The sequence below is a fragment of the Sphingobium yanoikuyae genome, from assembly GCF_013001025.1.
Taxonomy (GTDB): Bacteria; Pseudomonadota; Alphaproteobacteria; order Sphingomonadales; family Sphingomonadaceae; genus Sphingobium; species Sphingobium yanoikuyae_A.
This window is the reverse complement of the sequence record NZ_CP053023.1, coordinates 43,137-58,877: the sequence shown is the minus strand read 5'-3', so window position 1 is coordinate 58,877 and position 15,741 is coordinate 43,137. Positions and strand designations below refer to the sequence as shown.

Below are 15,741 nucleotides of genomic sequence, written 5' to 3'. Positions count from 1 at the left end.
CGTCTTACAAATCGAGGCCCAGACTGCGTTCGGGCAGCGGGGGCAGCAGATCGGCTTGTTCGGGCTTGAGGCGCGGCGCGCTCAGATCATCAGACTTCGCCCTGGCGGCCACCTGCCCTTCGGCCGGGGGCACCGGCGGAAAGCCATCGAGTCCTTCGGCCGCTTTGGGACCAGGTCCGCCTTCGACAGGTCCCGGATCGAATGGGCCGGATGCCTGCGCCCTTCCCGGACCGTCGATTTCGAGCCGGCCCAGGGTCTCGAGCGCAGAGGTCTTGTTCCCGGGGTTGTGGTCGAGTTGCCGCTCGAGCTTCGCCTTGTCGTCGACCACCATGGTGAGGTCGTCGCGCACGCGGGTGACGCCGACGTTGAAGAGGCGCTGGTTCGACAGGTTGCGCTCATGGCTATCCATGACCGTGATCGCCTTGTCGGTGGTGATCCCCTGCGCCATGTGCATGTTGAGCGCATAGGCCAGGTCCACCCGGCTCAGCATGGGATCGCCAAACGCGAGCACGAGCCGGTCCCTCCCCGCCGTCTCGACTGTCACGCTGTCGCGATTGACGGCGACAACCCGGGCGAGCGAGGCGTTGGTCAGGCCGCGCGGCTTGTCGTTGGCCGTCCAGCGTATGCGGTCACCGGCCCGCAAGTGGAGATCCTTCTTCTCGGTCAGCTGGAGGCGATCGCGTGTCTCGGTCGGCGACAATTTCAGCGGATCGAAACGTATACGGCGGCGGCCTTCGCCCAGCTCGACCTTGCCATTGGCGTGGACAGCCAGGACGTCGTAGCGCCCGGCGCGGAGCCCTATGTCCTGGCCGCCGCCCCGACCGACCTCGAGCGTCATGCCGGCGCGGTAGGTGGCCGCGTAGCGCAGTTCCTCGCGCGTCGTGTTGACCCGCTCATAGACCGTGAGATGGATGCCCTCCCCTTCCAGCGATCCTTCGGCGGCAAGACCCGCCTGGATCCTCTCGTTGATCGCCGCACGTGCCTCGCGTCCCGAGGCAAAGACCGCGGTCGCCTGGCGCTCCGCGGGATCGAGCGCCAGCCAGAGATCGGCGGCATGTTCTGCGGGCTGGGAGGCTTCGATGACCTTGTCGCCCAGCACCCGCATCGCCTCGCTTGCCTTGCCGATATTGGCAAGCGCGGCGACGGTGCGCAGGACGTCGGTCCGCTGGCGGATATTCTCGTCCATGCGCGCCAGCGTGCCGCCCGCCGCCTGGATCATGGCGAAGGATTTGCCCGCATCGATCGAGGAGAGCTGCTGCCGGTCACCAACCAGCACGAGCTTGTCGACGCCAAGCGTCTCGACGATGGCGTGCAGCTTGAGCATATCGTTCGACGACACCATCGAGGTCTCGTCGACGACCAGCATCGATCCGGCATGTGCCGCCCGCGCCGCATCATAGCCCGGGCCCTGCGGTTCGGCGACATACCGTTCATGGGCAAGCACGAAAGAGGCGATGGTTTGCGCAGGGACGCCTGCGCCTTCGGCCAGGTCGGCGACCATCTTGTTCTGGAAGGCAAGGCCGGTGATGGCGCGTCCTTCCGCCTCCGCCACGCGGGCGACGGCCTGAAGCATCGTCGACTTGCCGGCGCCGGCGATGCCCTGGATCGAGACCGTGCGGTCGGCCGAGCCGAGGATCAAGGTAGCGGCGGCGAGCTGGCCTGTATTGAGGGGCTGCGTCGCTGCGGCCTGCAGGCGGCCCGGCGCCTCGGACGCGTCGATGATTGGGTTCGCCTGTCCGCGGCCCGCCTCTACCTGGGTCAGGATCTGGGTTTCCGTGGCTAGTGCCTGCCGGGTGGTGACGAAGTCAGCTGCGCGCTCCTGTCCCCTGAGCAGCGTGCCGCGCGCGACGAGTTGCTGGATCCGCTGTTCGATCCGATCGATCGTCACGTCCTTGAGGCCAAGGTCGAGCGCGGTCTTGGCAAGGCGATGGATGGGAAAGGCCGCCTCGCGTTCGCTATGAATACGGACTGCCGAGGCGACCGCGAGCTGGGCCCGCGCGATGGCGGGCGACTGGGTGACGCGGGCAAGGCCGCGATCGACCAAAGGATCCGCGGGCCGGACAAGGTCGCCGAGCTTTTCGCGCCCGGCGGCGATCGCCTCGGTCACCGCCTTGTAGCCGCGTTCGAGCGGTCCGAGCGCCCCATGGCGATCGGACCGCGCCAGGGCGCCCTCGACGAGGGCCTTTCCGTCAAATCCGAGCGACGCCGCCTTGTCGATCCATTCCTGTTTGAGGGCGTCGCGATCCTTGACATTGAGCTTGGGATCGCGGGTATTGGTGGTGATCTGGTCGCGGCCCTTGTGCGAGACGATGCCAAGCGCCGCCGCCTTTTCGAGGATCGCTTCGCGGCGCTGGCTGTAGGCATCAATCACCTTGCGCGGTACGCCGGCGATCTCGAAGGTGCCGTGCTTGCCGAGCGCCTCGATCCTGAAACCGAGCTGCTCGATGCCTTCGCGCAGATAGGCGTGGTAGATCGAGCCGATGACGGTGTTGTGGCTCCAGATCTTGTCCGCGTGGAGCGCTTGCCATTTGCCGTCGGGCAGACGGGTCAGGTTGGCGATCACTGCATGGATATGCCCCTGGGGATCGAGGGCACGGCTCGTGTCGTGCTGGAAGAGGGCATAGACGAGGTTGCCGGTCGCGACAGGGACGGTTCGCCCGCCGATATCCTTGCGACCTTCGGCGAGGTTTTTCTCGACCCAGGCCATCGTCTTCTGGACCGCCGCCATGTTGGCGGCGAGAATGCGCTTGTCGCCCGCCACATAGGCCAGGATCGAGGCTGACTTGGGCATGGAGAAGGTGAGGTCGAGGCCGGCCCGGCGGTTCTCTACTTGAGCCACCCCTTCTCCCGAAGGCAGGATGCCGTTGAGCATGCCCTCGAACGCATCCTTACCCACTTCTCCCGACAGCCCGAGCGCCCCCGCGCCCTCCCCGCCCCAGGCGCTGATCTCGGAGGATCCTTCGACGGTGTAATAGTCGTCCTTCGCGAAATAATTCGCGGCGCCCGAAGCCGAGCGGACCGAGGCGACCGACAGCATGTCAGATCCCCATGTCCATGCCGTCGTCCTCGCGCCCGAACGCCTGCCTTAGCTCGACCAGCGTCTGATCCTCGACCTGGGGCACTGGCGCAGGTTGACCCCGCCCGTCGCGATCGCGCGGCACGGTCTGAGGATCCCCGGTCGCAGCGCGCGCCGCCTGTGCCCTGTCCGCGGCGTGCGTGGGGGTTGCTGGCCGCTCGTCGCTCTCGGCCGCACGCTGCGCCCGGCGGGCCGCTTCATCATGCTCATCCTCGACCTCGGCCGACAGGATATTGGCGGCAAGTTCCTTGGCCAGATTGACGGGATCGGCAACCTCCCCGATCACCTGCGCGGCGCCATCGCGCCCGCCCGCTTCGCCCCCATCGCTCCCCTCGAACGCCTCCTCTCCGCGCCTTGATCGCACCGGCTGGAGATTGGGACGGGCGATGAAGCCCTGGGCGACCTGGGGGTAGTCTTTCCACTGGAGCTGGATGCGCGCCGCGGGGAAGCCATCAGGGAATTTCACGAAACCATGCATCGAGGGCAGGTTGGTGATGTCGTCCGCGATGACGAGCGGCTCGACCTGCTTGCGCGGCGTCAGCGTCGAGGCGTCGCGCGTGTTGTTGTAGCCGTAGCTATAGGCTTCATCCATCTGCCGTACTTCGCGGTTGCCGATGTAGCGCGCGCATTGCTCGGCGGTGTCGAGATCGGCGGTTGCGAGCATCAGCTTGGAGCGCGCGAGCGAGGCGAGATTGCGGGCACCCTGCTCGCCATAGACCTCGATCAGTTTTTCGAAGCTGTGGATCCCCAGGATCATCGCGCCGCCGAACGCGCGGGCGGTCTGGAGACCATTCTCGATCGCGGGCAGACGATGGAGTGCGCCGAGTTCGTCGAACATGAACCAGGTGCGCAGATCGCGGGTGCGCGGCATGGTCATGAGGCGGTTGATGGCGATGTCCATCCACAGCGTCAGCAGCGCCCGGTTCATCGCCAGATCGACATAGTTCGAGGTGATGAACAGGATCGCGCCGGGCTTCTTCTCGGTCGTGGTCCAGTCGCGGATCGAGAAGCGTGGCCCCTCGTCGGGAAGGAAGCGCAGCACCTGCGCATTGGTATTGAAGACCGCGCGGATCGATTCCGCCATGCGTGCGGCTTCCGGCGCGGTGAGCGGGTCCGCGATCGTGTTGGCAAGGAAACGGTGAACCCGCTTCAGGTCGGCCGTCATCAGGTTCTCGGAGAGCGCGAGATTGGTCGTCGCGCCGCGCTCCTGGAGCCGGATGCACATCTCGATGAAGAGGGTGCGCGCCGCGAGCGCCCAGAAGGGTTCGGCAGAGCCGCCGTCCGAGGGAATGAGCGCCGCCGCTGCGGCAGTGAATTCGCTATGCGTGGTGCAGTCGTTGAAGATCGACCAGGCCGGGCAGCGCGCGTCCATCGGGTTGAGGATCGTATCGCGCGCGGAATCGTAGAAGGCTTCGACATAGGCGCCGGTGAGATCGAAGATGACGGCCGTGTCCTCGCGGGCTCGCACCTGCGAAACCAGGCTCCTGAGTTCGGTCGTCTTGCCCGATCCGGTCGTACCGATGAGCATGGTATGCGACTGCTCGGTGCGATGCGGATAAGGGATGCCCGCAAGCGTATAGGGGTGATGGATGCCCGCCGCCTTGCGTGCACGAAACGGCATGTCGAGAATCTTGGCCGGGGCGAGGCCGGGCAGGCGATCCTGCGCCTCCTCTTCGAACTTCGCGTAATTGTGCTGGCTGATCTCGTTGAGAAGCACGTGGCGGGCGACCAGCATGGCTCCGCGCTCGTGGCGTTCCTGAAGGATCGTCTTGCCCCGCTGGCGCGAAAGATCGACGAACCAGAGTGCGACCGGGATGGTGATGAAGATGGATACGAAGAAGGCCGCCAGAAGGCCTTTCATCGCGATCTTCCAGGCCTGGATGACCTCGGCGATATAAGGCACCGCGGGCATCACCGTACGCATGACCTCGCCGCTCGGCAGGGTGACGTTGACGCGCTTGTTGGGGTTGAGGTCGACCCAGTTCCAGAGCGCGGCATAAATCTTCATGCAGATGAGCTGGAAGCCGTGCTCGTCGAGCTTGATCGACATGATCACGAACCAGGCGGCCGCGAAGAGGAAGAACCACATCAGGATGGGCAGTTTCGCACCCGAGAACCACATCAGAAGTTCGTGGGTGAGAAGCTGCGAGCCGCGGGTAAAATTGCCCGAATTGCGCTGCACCCGTCCGCGCGCGCTGTGATGGGTCAAGGGGATGGCCCGGCCGTCTGTGCGGATATCGTTTTTACGCGCCATGATACTGCTCCAGGCGCTTGTCGGTTTCCGCGACGATGCGGTCGCGGAATTCGGGAAATTGCTCACGGATGATGATGTCGAGGGCGAGCTGCTGGAACTCGCCGATGCGCGCGAGACGAAGCTGGCTGGCAGTCAGGACCGAAGCCCCGCCAAGATAGGCATCGATGGCGCTGCGGATGACGTCGGACGGCCGACAGTGACGCGCATCGGCGACCGCGACGAGACGGTCGAACCGGTCTCGCGCCATGCGCAGCGAGACGATCTTCGAACTGTGGGACAAGCCAGCCTCCTAGCAGAGAGGCTGGTGGAGCTTGAGAGCGCGATGACGCTTATAGAGGAGAGTGCACCCCTTCGCAAGAATAGGCGCAGGCGGGAAGGCCGCTGTAAACAGCGATGACAGCTAAGATATTGAATTAGAGCCCATTATTACTTCGGCCGCGCGCGTCATACAGTGTAAACATCCGCCCCTCTGCCGTAACCCGTTGGATTTCGGGCTTATTTCCTGCAGCTTGCTGCGTAGGGTGTGCTAAAATCCTGAGAGCTCGCCCCGTTGCCCTGGGACGTTCGGGTCGTCGTCTATGAGGGGATGGAACCGGCCTCCGGCGGGTACTGCTCCGCCCTTTGTGGCGGAACTAGCTTGGGTCAGGCCGGCAGGTGCGGCGCTTTGAGGCGCCAGTGCGGCATAAAGCGGCGCGGTGGTACGAGCGGTGACACGTCGTCGATCCCGATCGGCCCTTTGGGCGTCCGCCTCAAATCCGCAGGCGAGGTTCTTTTGCTCCGACGCAAGAGGAACCCGCAGGCCCGCCTGCGTGAGGTCTCCGTCGCTTTGGCAGCGGGGGCGAAACGCCCCCGCCCCAGGCGAGGATCGTCACCCGAATGGGCGGAGACGAGGCGTTCGCATCGGCTCCGTGAGCTTGGCCGGGGACAGGCCCGCAGGGGTCGGCGGCGGCCTAGTGAATAGAGCCGTCATCGGGCTCGTCCCGATGCGCCCAGCAACCCCTTTCCTGTCTTCCGCCGGGCCTCTCCATCGCTTATAGGAGAGGCGCGTTCACAGCCCGATCAGCTTGAACGAAAGGCCTTCCTATGGCGAAATCCCTGGACGATGAACGCGCGGCCATTGCCGCAGACGAAGAGCGGCTGGCCGATCGCCGCAAGCGGCTCGCGGAACGCGAGCGCGATGCGGCGCTGGCGGCCCTCGACAAGGCGGGGCTGTTCAAGCTCCCGCTCGATAGGATCGAGGCCTTCGCCGCGCAGGTGAAGAAGCTCGGTTTCGAGGAAGTCACCAAGCGCCTCGCCGCCTGAAACGACCCTGCCGCGCCGACCGGCGCGGTACGGACGCGGGGGGCTCGATGCCCCCCGCGTCCGTCTGTCCCGAGCAGCAAAAAAGGAGAGGCCTTGCGGCCCCTCCCCTCGGTTTCAATATTCGTCCGATAGACCGCCCGGCACTGTGTGCACCACCCGGTCGACGAGCGTCATCGGCAGCGCGTCATAGTCGCCTTCGTCGATGCTGATGTAGCGGCCCTCGCTCTCCTGGATGACATGCTGGTCGAAGAAGCTGTGGAGCGCGCGGCGCTGTGCGCAGGCGACGGCGGCGAAGAAGGCGGCGTTGTCGGCGGCGGCGCTGGTCATCTGGGTCTGCATCGTCTTTCTCCTCTTGTCTTGAAGGACAGGGGAGTGGCCGTCGGCCGTCCGGGATCGGGTCAAGGACCGCCGGCATCGCCGGCGGCCGCGAAGCGGGCGACGGGGGTACCGATTTTGTCCTGGTTGCCGTGGAGCGAAGCGGAGCGGTGGCCAGGGCAAAATTGGGGGGACCGTCGATCCTTGAGGCGGTCCCGGACGGCTGACATCATGGGAGGTCTGTGAGAGATATTTTCCTCTCGTGGGGGCGCCCCGGCCGAGGCGAGCGGCCCGCGGACCGAAGGGTCCGCTTGGGGGTCGCGAGCGAGCCGGGCGAAACAGCGCGGAAATGGCCGGTGAAGCGGGAATCCGCAGCAACGGGCGGCGGTTCAGAGCGGGTTCATGGGCATCCCGTCAAGAAAAAGGCGACCCCTGCTAATGCAGGGATCGCCTCAAGTTTGGGTTGCTCGCAACAAAAGCCGCGAGTCCCTCGGGTCGCACCGTGTCTTTAGCATCAAAGGATGCAAGAATAGTTGGCGAATTGCGTCGGCTTTGGCAGCTATTTGCCTAAAGCATCAGGCGGGCGGGATCGCGACTTGCCGCCGCCGCGTCGAAGCCCCGCTGCCAGGCTTGATCTCTCGCGCTGCCCCGCCGGTAGCTGCTCCCGCCATGACCCATGACGAAGGCGCGCCAGCCGGCCTTTTCCGCTTCCCACAAGGCATCGACTGGCGCGGGGCCGAGCAACGTCAAAAGGTCGAGGCGCGGCGCGCGTTCGGGCTGCAAAGGACGTGCCCGGCGTGTCATCGTGCCCCGCCCTGCTCTGCCGATTCCGGCGCGCTCATACCGGCGCCGCCCGCGCCCTGCCCGCCGATTTCGAGCACAATGTCGCCGCTCATCGGCAGGCGGCGGGTGCGGATCTGTGCGCGCGTGAACTGCGCTTCTTCGAGGACCGCGATCACATCGGCGTCATAGTCGAAGAGCTTGGCGAGGGCGGCCAGGGCCAGCGTGTCGACGCGGGCGCTCAGCGTATAGTCGAGCGCGTGCTCGTCGCCCTCGTTTTGCCACAGGAGGTCCAGACCCTGCCGGACCGCTTCGGCTTCGAGATAGGTGCGCAGGCGGGCATAGTGTCGCGCGGTGATGCGGGCCACGAGCGGGCGATATTGGATCGTGGACGCGGCGGCAGCAGTGCGAAACGGGATCGACATGGGAGCTCTCCTTGTCTGTTGGCTCGCGCCTTTCCACCCCTCTTTCCTTTGGGCTTTGCGGGCCGGTCTCCAGAGCCCTCCGATAGAGGTTTCAGGGTCGCCTTCGGCGCGGCGCGACGGGGTTCGATGCCCCGGCGCGCCGCCCTGCCAGACGAAAAGACGGAGGAGAGGCCCCGGCCTGAGCCGGAACCTCTCCGATGGGCTCACGCCCGCTTGGCCGTCCGCTGGTGGGCGAGATTGACGACGTGGAGCGGAACCCCCGCCTGGCGCAGCTTCTGGGCGAGGTTCATCTGGATGCCCGAGCCCTCGCAGATGACCGCTTCGACGGGCTTGAGGTTCACCAGCCGGTCGTTGCGGACGAAGGCGGCGCGGTTGCCTTGGCTGCGGTCCAGGCGGAACTGGATGACCTTGACGCCGCGAGCGGCGGCCCAGGCGTGGGCAATGGCATCGCAGCCCTTGGCCTGCGCGGTCGTGGCGAGGATCATCTCGGGGATACGCGTCTTGATGCGGTCGAGGCCCTTGTAGAGCAGGTCATGATCTTCCCAGACCTGGCCGCCAGAGAAGATGACCACCGGACCATCGGGCGCGAACTGTTCGCGGCGCGTCCGGGCGCGTCCTGCGAGATAATCGCGCGCGTCGATCATCGAGGCGCTGAGCGCGGAGGATGCCCGGCTGCCCTTGACAGGCGAGAAGGGCTTGCCGGTCTCGACCCGGTAGACTTCGGCGGCATGGTCGCGCATGCATTCCATCGCTTCGCGGCATCCCTGCAGCGTCTGGCAGAGCAGCTGCGTGTCCTCCAGTTCCGTCGCGTAGATTTCCGAGGGGTCGTAGTGGCGCGCGAGCTCCCCGAGCGCCTTGGCGGCGTCATCCTCGCGGCCCTCGATGCGCTTGGCCACGACATGGAAGCTGTTGGCAAAGCCCCACGCGAGATCGGCGGCATAGGCCTCCATCCTGGTGTCGCGCAGGACGTCGAACATCGTCTGCATCATCATGTCGACCGCGGCGCGGACCTGCTCCGGGTCGGGCATGTCGAGCGCTTCAGGCGCCTCGACGATGGAGAGCTTGGCCATCTCGCTATGCTCGATGAAGGCGGCTCCATAATTGCGGCTGGCGTCGTCATTGTCGCGGCTTGCGGCGATGAAGCTGGCGAGATCGGCGAAGTTGGTGAAGTTGGTCATGAGTGCCTCCGTGTGAGTGTCTCATCCGTTCGATGAGGCCCTCCCCCGGGCGTGCGGCGGTCAAGCTGGTCAGGGACGGCGACCGGTCTCCGGTCGCCGCCGCTCTGCGGGGAGTGGGGGAACCGATTTTGTCGGGGTCGGCGCGGCACGCGGCGGCGCCGTCAAAATTGGGGGGACCGCTCATCCTTGACGAGCGCCGATCCCCGCACGCCACACTTGGACGACTAGAGAGAGATAAATAGAAAACGGGGGGATCCGGTTGGCACCCCGCAAGGTGATCGTCACCCGGCAGGGCGGAGACGCGGCGCAGGCGCGGCTCCGGGAGCGCCAGCGACTAGAGCGCCGGTCCCGGCCGACGGCCGGGATGCGCCGCCCCATTCCTTTTTACCGCGCCCCGCCGCGTCGGCGACGGGATATCCAACCCGGCTCGGACTATCGAGGATCGCCCTGCCCGCGAGATCGCTGGCGCGGACCAGGCGCGAGGGCTATTTTCGAGACCGGACGCCAGGGACTCGGGCGTCAAATGCGGGACACGAAGATCATGGTCAAAGGCAAGGGCAGCGAGCGCGCCGCGCGGGCGCTGTGCGAGGCGGAGGGCCTGGCTTGCGACATCCGTTTCGAGGGCGCGCCGATGTGGCAAAGCTTCCTGCCGCAGGTCCGGACCGTCCTCGCCGCGATCGCGGACCCGGGCGTGGCCCATGGCGAGGAATGGACGCGGATCATCGCCCATCTGCGGGCGCAGGCCGGGCCGCGCTGAGGGCCCGGCCCGGTATCCGACCTAGCCGCCGGGCTTGGCGGCGCGGTCGGTGTTGCGCTTGTCCGCGACATAGGTCTGGCCGTTGTCGCCCTTCATGATGACGAACAGGCCGGTCGCCTCGAACAGCCGGGGGAAATTCTTGACCCCATAGTTGCGCGGATCGATTGGTGCCTGGCGCTTTACCGCGCTGCCGGCCGCCGCCATGTGCGCCCAGCCATCGTCGCGGGCGGCGGCCTCGACCGCGCCGCGCAGGGTGGTGATGAGCTTGCTGTCCTGCGCGAGCGACTTGGCGCCGGGCGTCGTCGGCGCTTCTGGCGGAGCGGCAGGCGCGGCGGCAGCGGCGGGCGCAGCGGCAGGCGCCGCCTTGCGGCGACCGCGCCCCTTCGGCTGCGCAGCAGCCGGAGCCTCGACCTCCGCTTCGGCAGGCGGGGCGCTGTCCTCGAGGCCGTCAAGGAAGAGGAAAGTGGTGCAGGCGTTGACGAAAGGCGTCGGCGTCTTGCGCTCGCCGAACCCGTAGACCTCATGGCCATTGGCCTTGAGCTGCATGATCAGCGGCGTGAAGTCGGCATCGCTCGACGCGATCGCAAAGGCGTCCAGGTCCTGGGTATAGAGCAGTTCCATCGCATCGATGACGAGCGCGATATCGGTGGCGTTCTTGCCGGTGGAATAGCTGAACTGCTGGATGGGCCGAATCGCGAAATCGTGGAGCTTTCCGGTCCAGCCCTTGAGCGTCGTCGCCGCCCAGTTGCCATAGGCGCGGCGGATATTGGCAGTGCCATATTTGCTGAGCTCGGCGAGGATGGCGCCAATCTTGGCATGGCTCACATTGTCGGCATCGATGAGCAGCGCGATGCGGCGGCTGGGTGTGGCGGCGAGGGGCGTGTCGGGTTCCAAGAGCGGTCCTTTGTGCAAGAGTGCCGCAGGCGCGCGGGGGATGCGCACCTGCGGCCAGCGAAGGGCGGCGCATGGGCGCCGCCCGGCGCCTGTCAGAAGAAATGGAGCCGGTCGGCGATGACCTCGGCGCCGTAGCGGGCGTTGCCGTCGCGATCTTCCCAGCTCGAATAGTGCAGATAGCCCGAAATGGCGACGACGTCGCCCTTCTTGCGCGTGGCCGCCGCCTTGCCCTGGCCGTTGAAGCAGGTAACCTTGTGGAACTCGCTGGTCTTGGCCGTGTAGCCGGTCGCCTCGTCGATATAGGTCTTGCCGTCCTTGAGCTTGACCCGGTCGGTCGCGACGATGAGGGTGACGGGACCATTGCCCGAGGGGGTCTGCGGATCCTTGGCGACGCGGCCGGTGAGATTGACTTCGTTCATGATGAGCCTCCTTGGGTTGCCGGCGTTCCTTCCCGCCGGTGACACCGATTGGCGGCGTGGGGCCGGGACCTGCACCGACGCGCGCAGCGCGGGAGGGGAACCCCTGGAAGGCGCTGGCGCGGGCCGCCGCGCAGCGGCAACACGGGCGCCTGGAACGGGGTTGCCGGGCCCATCCCCTCGCCGCAGGTGTCACGTCAACGGCGCGGAAGGGACGCTGGCAGCCCAGGCCGGCGGTGAACGGACAATTGTCAGGCCGCCCCCAGGATCGGCTCCCCTTGCGGCAATGGCCCTGGCACCCGGCGCGGCGGGCGAGGCTCATGCGCCGGCAGACCGGCCGGACGCGGGCGCAGGGCGAGCGACCAATGGCGCGCCGACGGGTTCCCCTGGGATACCATGCGGTCCGGGCGGCCCGGCGATCTTGCGCGAAGCAGGCGGCCCTCGCCCGCCCGGGCTATCGGCTTGAGCGAGAGCACCGCATCAGCGCGCGCGCGCCGTCAGGGCTGGACGATGGCCTCCGACCAGGTGCCGAGCACCGCCCCATCGGCGGGGTTCTCGATGCGCACCTCGTCGAGCGCGATGGCAAGGAGGCAGACCGGGCGCTGGTCCGGCCCGGCGGCCTGGGTGCAGCGCAGGCTGCCGCCATCCGGAAGGCGGGCGACCCGGCCGATGAGCCGGATACGGAGCCCCTTCGGCCCGGGCGCTGCGTCCGGCGCCAAGCGCTTGACCAGGGCATAGGCCCGCCCGGCCCGCGCTGTATCGGTCCGTCCTGCCTCGCTGCGCCATTGCGCAAAGGCCAGCGTCTGCTCAGGCGGGAGCAGGGGCGCAGATGCACCCTCGCTTGCAGCCGGTCCGGGAGGAACGGGCGGACAGGTCTCGGCGCTAGACCAGGGCCGCTCGATCCAGAAGCCCTCAAGCCGGGCCTGCCCGGCCGCTTCCCCCGCCCTGGCGTCGACGCCCGTATCCCCTTCGCCGCTCGTCCCGTCCCCGCCCTTATCCGGAGCAAGCCCCCAGTCGGCCAGCGACCAGCGGGCGGGCGCGACATGAACGCGCAGGGTCTGCTGCGCGGCATCATAGCGCCAGCGCAAGGGCGCGGCGCTGTCGGCAGCGGCAGGCCCGGCGCAGCCGAAGGGGAGAACGAGCTCGAACCGCTTGCCCTGCAGGCCGGTCGGCAGCACCTGCCCCGATGCGGCGGCATCGGCCGCCTTGGCGGCGAGCGCGAGGAGGTCCGCGCGGCCCAGAATATGCGGCGGTTCAGGCTGAGCCGCCGGCGACGGCGGCGCGGACTGGATCGCGGGCGGCGGCGCGCTGTCTGGCCTGGGCGACGTGCCGCGCCCGAGCAGGAATCCCCCGCCCGCCAGCGCGAGCGCGGCCACGAGGCCGCCGGCAATGGCAAGACGGCTGGTCCTGAGATTGGGCTCGCGCATGTCCGGGTGATACCAAATTGCAAGGCCGGCTCCACCCCGCCCGGCCTGTTTCTTTTGGCCGGACGTTGACAGGGGCGGACCTGGGTTCGAGGCAGGGACGCGATGACGATCGATCAAATTCTCACCTTGCTCGTGCTGGTCGGCGTGGTCGGCGTGATGATCTGGGACCGGCTGCGTGCCGACGTCGTGGCGCTTGCGGGCGCGGCGATCCTCCTCATGACCGGGGTCGTGCGGCCGGTGGACGTGCAGGGCGCTTTCGCCAGTCCCGCCATCATCGCCCTCGCCTCGCTATTCGTCATTGCCTATGCGCTGGAGCTCTCAGGCCTGCTCGATCGCGCGATCGAACTCGGCGTCGGTCTCTGCCGGCGCCTGGGCGCCAAGGGGGTGTGGCTGCTCCTCTCGATGATCGGCGGCCTCTCCTGTTTTCTCAATTCGACTCCGATCGTGGTGCTGGGCGCGCCGGTGATCCGCGATATCGCTCGCACCCTGGGACAGTCGCCCAAGCGCTATCTGATGCCGCTCTCGTACATCACCGTCCTCACCGGCTGCTGCACGCTGGTGGGCACTTCGACGAACCTTCTCGTCGACGACATGGCGAGCATTGCCGGACAGGCGCGCTTCGGCATTTTCGAGATCACGCCCGTGGGCCTGCCGATCGCCCTGGCCGGCGGGCTCTATCTCTATTTCGTCAGCGGTCGGCTGCTGCGGGCGCATGAGAGCGACGAGCGGGACCGCGAGCCCGGACCGCTCGAACCCATCCATATCGGCAATGCCCAGGTCGGCGACGCGACGCTGTTCGCGCAAAAGCGCCCCTTCCAACCGCTCAAGGCCGCGATGGCCTTTGCCATCTTTGCCGGCGCGATCGCGCTGGCGGCGTTCGGGGTCGCACCGATCGCGGCGACGGCGCTCAGCGGCGCGGTCCTTCTGATCCTGCTGCGCGTGATCAGCGCCGACGAGGCCTATGGCGGACTGCGTCCGGAAATCCTGATCCTCATAGCGGGCATGGTGGTGATTGGCATCGCTATGGAATCGAGCGGGCTGGCGGGCGAGGCCTCGGAGTTCCTGATTTCCAGCGTCCACGGGCTGAGCCCGCTCGTCGCGCTGATCGTCCTCTACTTCGCCACGATGGTGCTGACCGAGCTTCTGTCCAACGCGACCGTGGCGGTGCTCGTGACGCCTGTCGCCGTGGCGCTGGCCGACAGTCTCGGCGTCAGCCCACGGCCCTTTCTGGTCGGGGTCATGATGGCCGCGAGCGCCGCCTTCGCGACCCCCTTCGGCTACCAGACCAATGTCATCGTCTACCAGATGGCGGGCTATCGCTATACGGACTTCGTCCGGGTCGGCCTGCCGCTCAACCTCCTGACCGCGACCGTGGCGATCCTCGCGATCCAGGCCTTTTTTCCGTTCTGAGCCGGACTGGATCGGCTCTTTCCAGCCGAAACAAAGACAGGACCCGCTGCGCGGGGGAGCGCGGCGGATCCTGCCAGGGGCTTTCCGCGCCGGAGGCGCGGCGCGGAAAGGGAAGAGGATGGTTGCGGTCAGTCGGCGGTTTCGACCGCGCGCTGACGGCGGCCGCGGCGGCCCTGGGCGGGTGCCTGCGCGTCATCGCCGCCAAAATCGTCACCGGCGGTCGAGGCGCCCAGCCCCTCGGGCTCGCTGTGTCCGGCCTGGGCGGCGTCGTCGCCCGGCAGCGGCGGCAGGCCGTCGTCGGCGGGCATCGCCATTTCGGCGGGGAGTTCGCGGCGGCGCGAGGGGCGCGACCAGACGACATTGTAGGAGCCGTCCTGCTGCTGGAACAGCGAGACGTAGAGCGGCTGGGCGAAGCTCGGATCCTCGATCTTGCCGTTGTAGAAGATGAGGCCGCTCTCGCGCGAGGCGAGCTCGAACAGCGCGCCGACGCGGACCCAGGCGCGCGCAGCCGACAGCGCCATCACTTCGAACTTGGGCGCATTGGGATTGGCCGAGTGGACCGGGCGGAGCGCGATGGTGAGCTCGACGGTCAGGGTGGAGACACGGCCGACGAGGTGGCCGGCGGCGTTCTTGGCGATGGAACCGATGTTCATGGGACTTCTCCTTGGAAAGCGTCCTCGAACCCCTTGTCCGGGACGCCAGTCCTCTCTCCCCCTCCTCTCCTCGGCCGCTGGGCCGAGCAGGCGCCGCCAGGCGCCCATCATCGCCAGCCCCTTTGGCGGGCGATGGCCCGATCAGATGAGCGGCGCGGGCATGGCCAGCCATTCGGGCTGGTCGTCGGTGATTGGGATGTCCAGGCGTGACGCCTCGGCCTCCGAGAAGATGCTTGCATCGGCGAGCCGCCCGAACCCGGCCTCGCGGTTCCAGAAGCTGAGCCCATGGGTCGCATGACGCGTGACCAGCACATAGCCGTCCGCGCCTTCCTCGATCGCGCGCCCGATCGCCCGGTCCAGGAGCGCGCTGCTATGGCCGAAGCTGACGCCCTGCTCGGTAATCGCAACATAGCCACCGCCAAATTGGCCGGGCACGAGGCGATCGCAATCGAGCGAGAATTCGAAACCGAACGGCAGGGCGGATTTGGCGGCGGCGAAGAGAAGGTGTCCGACGGCGTCGATGGCGAACTGCTCCCCGGCAAAGTGCAGGTGGACACGGCCCTCGCTGCGGGGCTCGCATCGGGACAGATCGCAGTCGAACGTCGGATAGGTGGGATCGACAAACAGAGCCGGGAACGTCTCGAACGGATCGTCGCCGCCCGGGGGGAAAGCCGCGGCAAAGGCCGAGCCCAGGCCCGAATAGGCCGCAAGGCGCGCCGCCGGCTCGTCCCCGAGATCGCCCAGCAGATCGCTCGCTGCAAAGGCGCAGTCGATGAGCGCAGCCTCGACGGGCGTGACTTCGATGAGGAAGCTCGCCTTGAGATAGTTGTTCGCCATGATCGTCTCCTTATGGT

At 67.3% G+C, this 15,741-nt stretch carries 15 protein-coding genes; 3 read left to right on the top strand and 12 right to left on the bottom strand.

Translation table 11 applies throughout. The features are described 5' to 3' along the window. Positions 1-4 precede the first annotated feature (4 nt). Genes mobF through HH800_RS27335 form a run of 3 tightly spaced genes read right to left on the bottom strand, consistent with a single transcriptional unit; the run spans position 5 to position 5,610 of the window. On the bottom strand, positions 5-3,037 hold the full coding sequence (gene mobF / locus HH800_RS27345) for a MobF family relaxase (RefSeq protein WP_066702621.1): 3,033 nt from the start codon (positions 3,035-3,037) through the stop codon (positions 5-7). 1 nt (position 3,038) lies between these two features. After that, positions 3,039-5,330, bottom strand: a complete 2,292-nt coding sequence (locus HH800_RS27340) for a type IV secretion system DNA-binding domain-containing protein (RefSeq protein WP_048938240.1) — start codon at positions 5,328-5,330, stop codon at positions 3,039-3,041. After that, entirely contained in the window at positions 5,320-5,610 is a 291-nt protein-coding gene (locus HH800_RS27335) for a hypothetical protein (RefSeq protein WP_008829877.1), read from the bottom strand. Before HH800_RS27335 ends, HH800_RS27340 begins: the two co-directional genes overlap by 11 nt. Positions 5,611-6,413: 803 nt before the next feature. On the opposite strand from HH800_RS27335, the gene HH800_RS27330 reads away from it, so the two are divergent. Further along, positions 6,414-6,632, top strand: coding sequence for a hypothetical protein (locus tag HH800_RS27330; RefSeq protein ID WP_008829876.1), 219 nt, complete (start codon positions 6,414-6,416; stop codon positions 6,630-6,632). Between the two features lie 114 nt (positions 6,633-6,746). Here HH800_RS27330 and HH800_RS27325 read toward each other — a convergent pair whose 3' ends face one another. The 4 genes from HH800_RS27325 to HH800_RS27310 form a co-directional block, all read right to left on the bottom strand. Then, positions 6,747-6,971 (bottom strand): hypothetical protein, encoded by a 225-nt coding sequence (locus tag HH800_RS27325; protein WP_011950492.1) that lies wholly within the window; start codon positions 6,969-6,971, stop codon positions 6,747-6,749. 543 nt (positions 6,972-7,514) lie between these two features. Beyond that, positions 7,515-7,751: a hypothetical protein gene (locus HH800_RS27320; protein ID WP_235682170.1), complete on the bottom strand. Its 237-nt coding sequence runs from the start codon at positions 7,749-7,751 to the stop codon at positions 7,515-7,517. Further along, entirely contained in the window at positions 7,748-8,152 is a 405-nt protein-coding gene (locus HH800_RS27315; protein ID WP_169863512.1) for a hypothetical protein, read from the bottom strand. The genes HH800_RS27320 and HH800_RS27315 overlap by 4 nt, the downstream gene beginning before the upstream one ends. Before the next feature lie 203 nt (positions 8,153-8,355). After that, positions 8,356-9,330, bottom strand: a complete 975-nt coding sequence (locus HH800_RS27310; protein ID WP_095687430.1) for a DUF2493 domain-containing protein — start codon at positions 9,328-9,330, stop codon at positions 8,356-8,358. Positions 9,331-9,853: 523 nt separating this feature from the next. Here HH800_RS27310 and HH800_RS27305 point away from each other — a divergent pair. After that, positions 9,854-10,087, top strand: a complete 234-nt coding sequence (locus tag HH800_RS27305) for a hypothetical protein (RefSeq protein WP_232037457.1) — start codon at positions 9,854-9,856, stop codon at positions 10,085-10,087. 21 nt (positions 10,088-10,108) lie between these two features. Here the strand turns inward: HH800_RS27305 and HH800_RS27300 are convergent, their stop codons facing one another. The 3 genes from HH800_RS27300 to HH800_RS27290 form a co-directional block, all read right to left on the bottom strand. Then, positions 10,109-10,981: an NYN domain-containing protein gene (locus tag HH800_RS27300; protein ID WP_169863511.1), complete on the bottom strand. Its 873-nt coding sequence runs from the start codon at positions 10,979-10,981 to the stop codon at positions 10,109-10,111. A 92-nt stretch (positions 10,982-11,073) separates the two neighbouring features. Beyond that, positions 11,074-11,400: a single-stranded DNA-binding protein gene (locus tag HH800_RS27295; protein ID WP_048938245.1), complete on the bottom strand. Its 327-nt coding sequence runs from the start codon at positions 11,398-11,400 to the stop codon at positions 11,074-11,076. Positions 11,401-11,894: 494 nt separating this feature from the next. Continuing rightward, a complete protein-coding gene (locus tag HH800_RS27290; RefSeq protein ID WP_169863510.1) occupies positions 11,895-12,941 on the bottom strand; it encodes a hypothetical protein in 1,047 nt (348 codons plus the stop codon). On the opposite strand from HH800_RS27290, the gene HH800_RS27285 reads away from it, so the two are divergent. Then, entirely contained in the window at positions 12,927-14,234 is a 1,308-nt protein-coding gene (locus tag HH800_RS27285) for an SLC13 family permease (RefSeq protein WP_048938247.1), read from the top strand. The two genes, HH800_RS27290 and HH800_RS27285, sit on opposite strands and share 15 nt — an antisense overlap. A gap of 128 nt (positions 14,235-14,362) precedes the next feature. On the opposite strand, the gene HH800_RS27280 is transcribed toward HH800_RS27285, so the two are convergent. Further along, positions 14,363-14,887, bottom strand: coding sequence for a DUF736 domain-containing protein (locus HH800_RS27280; protein ID WP_048938248.1), 525 nt, complete (start codon positions 14,885-14,887; stop codon positions 14,363-14,365). Between the two features lie 141 nt (positions 14,888-15,028). Next, positions 15,029-15,724, bottom strand: a complete 696-nt coding sequence (locus HH800_RS27275; RefSeq protein WP_048938249.1) for a hypothetical protein — start codon at positions 15,722-15,724, stop codon at positions 15,029-15,031. Positions 15,725-15,741: the final 17 nt, after the last annotated feature.

Excerpts from the sequence above, each read along its gene's own strand:
- HH800_RS27310 (WP_095687430.1), bottom strand. The coding sequence starts at position 9,330 with ATGACCAACTTCACCAACTTCGCCGATCTCGCCAGCTTCATCGCCGCA.
- HH800_RS27320 (WP_235682170.1), bottom strand. The coding sequence starts at position 7,751 with ATGACACGCCGGGCACGTCCTTTGCAGCCCGAACGCGCGCCGCGCCTC.
- HH800_RS27325 (WP_011950492.1), bottom strand. The coding sequence starts at position 6,971 with ATGCAGACCCAGATGACCAGCGCCGCCGCCGACAACGCCGCCTTCTTC.
- HH800_RS27285 (WP_048938247.1), top strand. The coding sequence starts at position 12,927 with ATGACGATCGATCAAATTCTCACCTTGCTCGTGCTGGTCGGCGTGGTC.
- HH800_RS27305 (WP_232037457.1), top strand. The coding sequence starts at position 9,854 with ATGCGGGACACGAAGATCATGGTCAAAGGCAAGGGCAGCGAGCGCGCC.
- HH800_RS27280 (WP_048938248.1), bottom strand. The coding sequence starts at position 14,887 with ATGAACATCGGTTCCATCGCCAAGAACGCCGCCGGCCACCTCGTCGGC.
- HH800_RS27330 (WP_008829876.1), top strand. The coding sequence starts at position 6,414 with ATGGCGAAATCCCTGGACGATGAACGCGCGGCCATTGCCGCAGACGAA.
- HH800_RS27315 (WP_169863512.1), bottom strand. The coding sequence starts at position 8,152 with ATGTCGATCCCGTTTCGCACTGCTGCCGCCGCGTCCACGATCCAATAT.
- HH800_RS27295 (WP_048938245.1), bottom strand. The coding sequence starts at position 11,400 with ATGAACGAAGTCAATCTCACCGGCCGCGTCGCCAAGGATCCGCAGACC.
- mobF (WP_066702621.1), bottom strand. The coding sequence starts at position 3,037 with ATGCTGTCGGTCGCCTCGGTCCGCTCGGCTTCGGGCGCCGCGAATTAT.
- HH800_RS27275 (WP_048938249.1), bottom strand. The coding sequence starts at position 15,724 with ATGGCGAACAACTATCTCAAGGCGAGCTTCCTCATCGAAGTCACGCCC.
- HH800_RS27340 (WP_048938240.1), bottom strand. The coding sequence starts at position 5,330 with ATGGCGCGTAAAAACGATATCCGCACAGACGGCCGGGCCATCCCCTTG.